This is a genomic window from Staphylococcus sp. HMSC65H10 (assembly GCF_001839185.1).
Classification (GTDB): Bacteria; Bacillota; Bacilli; order Staphylococcales; family Staphylococcaceae; genus Staphylococcus; species Staphylococcus simulans.
In genome coordinates this window covers 1-4,197 of sequence record NZ_KV840298.1, presented here as the reverse complement: position 1 = coordinate 4,197, position 4,197 = coordinate 1, and the positions used below count along the sequence as shown (strand labels likewise).

The following is a 4,197-nucleotide window of genomic DNA, read 5'->3' as shown; positions in this document are numbered from 1 at the left end:
AGACGCAGATGCCGATGCTGATGCAGACGCAGATTCAGATGCTGATGCAGAGAAAGCTAATCACGGAAAATCAGATAAATTAGATGGTAAAGCTTTACCTGATACTGGTGATAATGATCAAATAAACAGTACATTATTTGGTTCTTTATTTGCTGCACTTGGAGGATTATTCTTAGTTGGGAAACGTCGCAAAAACAATAATAAGGAAGAAAAATAATAGGTAAGCTTCATTATTGTAAGTAAAGTTTAAAACCAGGCCACGTAAGGCCTGGTTTTATTTTAAATATCATAAACTAATAAAATATTATAAATGAGGAGGAAATAATGAATTTCGAAGAAAAATTAAATAAATTGATGGATGAAGTTTATCATAAGGTGAAAAAAGATGATTATGTCTTTTTAAGTTTAGGCAAACATAATATTAAAGCTCAAGTTAAACTATTAAAAAAAACTAAGTACTTAAAGCAAGATATTTCAAAATCAGCACTTAAATTTAAAAAGAAATCAGGTGAGTTTCCTGAGTGGATTAAATTAGATATTGTTATGTCAACAGAAAAAGTTTTATTTAAAGAATTAAAAAAAACTTTAGTAACTACAAGAAGGAACTATGTGGATTTTGGTATAGCATTTGATAGTCTATGGAATTTAGCAGTTTTACCTGAAGAAATTAATGCCAATGCTTTTATTAGACCAGATAACACTACCAAAAAATTATTTCTTTCTGAAAAAAACATCAATAATTATTTACGAAAATATACAACTAATAAAAAGGTCTTTTCTAGTGAATTTTATAATGAAAAAGAAGTTGTTAAATTCTATACAAAAGGTTTTTTTATAGATGATGAGGAAGTATATGAACTACATAGTAAGGGTTATAGAAAAGGTTTAAGAAAAATAAATCATTTAGAGGAAGAAATAGATCAATTAATTGAAAGCAGTACCACGTTTTTACAAAATATGTTGCTAGATAGTGGTAAGTATATTTATGGATATTTTCCGCATTTCGATAAGGAAATTAGGTTCTATAATATCTTAAGACATTCATCTTCTACTTATGCTTTAATAGAAGGATTGGCTTATCTAGGAAAAAGTTTGCAACCTGTTGAAAAAGCAATTGATTATGTTATTTCAAATCAGTTACTTGAGGTTGGGGATAAAGCATATATTTATGATGATACTAACGAATCTAATGAAATCAAATTAGGACAAAATGCTTCATTTATATTTGCGGTATGTGAATATTTAAAACATGAAGATAACCTTGAATACCTTAAAAACGCTCAAAAAGTAGCGAAAGGCATCCTTACAATGATTGATAAAAAAACGTATGAAACAACCCATATATTAAATTATCCAGATTTAAGCGTTAAAGAAAAATTTAGAATTATTTATTATGATGGTGAAGCAGCACTTGCATTGTTGAGACTATATCAAAAAGATAAAAATGAATTATGGTTGAAGACTGTAGAAAAATTAATGGATCGTTTCATTGAGAAAAAATATTGGCAATACCATGATCATTGGTTAGGTTATTGTACAAATGAATTAGTCCAAATCAATCCACAAGATAGATATTTTGAATTTGGAATTAAAAATGTCAATAATTATCTTGATTATATTAAAAATCGAGAAACAACATTTCCAACATTTTTAGAAATGTTAATGGCTACTTATAGATTAGTTACAAAAGCAAAAGAAACTGGTTTTGAAGAATTAGTAAATCATTTGATAGATGAAAAATATTTAAAAGAAGTTATTGATATTAGAGCAGATTATCAAAGAGTTGGATTTTTTTATCCTGAAATTGCAATGTATTTTAAAAACCCCTCTAGAATCTTAGGGAGTTTCTTTATTAAGCATCATGGCTATCGTGTTCGAATTGATGATATTGAACATTATCTTTCAGGGTATGTACAATATCAAAGGGAATTTAAAGGGTAGGTATTTATTATGTTAACGATTAAAAAAATCCACAATATTATAGGTGGAGAGTTAAAAGATGCAAACAATAAAGAATCGAATGAAATAAATGATTTTGAAACAGTTTATCATTTGATAAAAAGTAAAAAAACTGCGTATTTCTCTCCTAATAAAGAAACATGGTCAAGAGAATTAGGAAGAAATAAAAATGCTCTAGATGGTAATGATTTAGTAGATAGACAAAATGGAGAAATAGGATTAATTATAACAGAAAAATATATTTCTGATTTAACATTTAACACGCCACAAATAATTATAGAAGACTCTGTTCAAGCTTTAAAAAAATTAGCTATATATATTAGAAATCAATACAAAAACCCAGTTATTGCTATAACTGGATCAATGGGTAAAAGTTCAACTAGGATGTTAATTACTAGTTTATTAAGTGATTTTAACGTACTTGAAAATAGAGGGAATAATAATGTCAGAGCAGCTATTTATAGTAATATGTTGAAATTAATTAAAAATCCTGACTTTGCTGTAATTGAAACATCTATGAATGCAATTAATTATCTTGAAAATACAGCTATTTACTTAAAACCAGATATAGCAATTATTACTGGCATAGGTGAAGCACATTTTTCAACTTTTAAGTCTGTTAAAGATATTGCTAAAATTAAGACAAGAATTTTTGAGGGCCTTTCAGATAATGGGACAGCAATTATTAATAATGATACATTATATGCTGATTACTTAGTTAATAAAGCACAAGAAAAAACTAATAATGTGTTAACTTATGGTATTAATAAGGATAGTAAAGTTGATTTGTCTGTTGATAATATCAGATATAATAAAGGGAATATTGAGTTCTTAATAGAAAATCAAAATAATGAAAAAGAAGTTTATCAAATTAATACGATTAGTAAAGGGATGGTCTATAATGCACTTGCAAGTATGTTAGTACTTAAAAGTTTAAATTTGCCAATAAAGAAAAAATCACTAAAAAAATTCAAACCATTTTCTAAAATATTATCGTTAAAAGAGATACAAACAAAATCGCATAAATTAACCTTACTAGATGATACACATAATGCTTCATTACCAGCAATGATTAATGCGATTAGAGCATTTAATAGTCAAACAAAATTTTATTCAGGTAATAAGATAATTGCCATAGGAAAAATTAGTGATTTAGGTCATAAGTCTAGTTCAATACATTTACAGCTAGTTGAAGAGTTAGAATGTTGCAATGCAGATTATATTTTATGTAAGGATACAGAATTGAAACAAGTAGTAAATAAGGTGAGAAATAAGAATATAACTTGGTATCCGAATAAAGAGTTGTTAATTAATGATTTAAAATACTTATGTAATGAAGATTCTCTAACTTTATTAAAATCTTCTGTAACGGGTACAGATTTTCCAGAAATAGCGAAATCTTTACCAGATATTTTGGAAATGAATGATATAGAATTTGATGATGATCTTTTTGAAAAACTTAGTAAAGTAGGAAAGAGTTATATTAGAATAAATAATGAAACTGGACAAATAATTGAAAAATTCAACAGTAACAAATCACAAACAATTGAGGGAATGAGTCCATTAATCTATTATTTAAAAGCTATAGATGAAAAATTAGAAGATAGAATTATCAATATGAAAAGTTGGCCAACCAATAATAGTAAAAATGGTTATGTTGAAGGTCTAAAAATTCACATCTATACATTACTAAAAAATATGACTAATTCACCTCACCCTTCTGAAATCTATGAATTAGCTAATGAGTTGTTTGATAATCATATAGAAAGAAAAGAATATATCAATCAATTGATACAGCAATTAAAATTATCTACCGCAATAGCTACAAACTTAACTGGACGTTTTAGAAGTAAAGAACGACAAAGTTATACTGTAAATGATCTATATCAAGTTTATAAGTATTATAAATATGATTTATTTAAATTTAGTAATACATTTATTTTAGGACTTAAATACAAAAGTGGATTTATACGAGGAGAAAAAGAAACGATTATTTTCACTTCATATCAAGATCCCAAAAGTGAATTTGATTGCTTTTTAAGTATATAACTAATTTTGAATATATAAGTTCCAGTTATTTTTGGAAGGATTATCTCTAAATGATAAAATAAGAGTTTTTGTAGAAAGTCAATTCAAAGTTGAATATTCTATTAAATCACACAGTGCCACTAACCTCCCTATAACTTTCAATAGTTATAGGGAGTGTTTATTTTTGTGTGACACAAAAATAAACGTAAA

Annotated in this window: 3 protein-coding genes; all 3 read left to right on the top strand. The window is 26.6% G+C overall.

Annotated elements, in window-relative coordinates; translation table 11 throughout:
* Window positions 1–217, top strand: a 217-nt coding sequence (locus tag HMPREF3270_RS00110; protein WP_141763109.1) for an LPXTG cell wall anchor domain-containing protein, incomplete at its 5' end; no start/stop codon positions are given.
* Window positions 218–324: 107 nt separating this feature from the next.
* Complete coding sequence (locus HMPREF3270_RS00105; protein ID WP_070848679.1) at window positions 325–1,941, top strand: poly(glycerol-phosphate) alpha-glucosyltransferase; 1,617 nt, start codon at window positions 325–327, stop codon at window positions 1,939–1,941.
* A 9-nt stretch (window positions 1,942–1,950) separates the two neighbouring features.
* The gene (locus tag HMPREF3270_RS00100) at window positions 1,951–4,008 is read left to right on the top strand and encodes a Mur ligase family protein (RefSeq protein ID WP_070848680.1); all 2,058 of its coding nucleotides are present in this window, start codon (window positions 1,951–1,953) and stop codon (window positions 4,006–4,008) included.
* The last annotated feature ends 189 nt before the right edge of the window (window positions 4,009–4,197 follow it).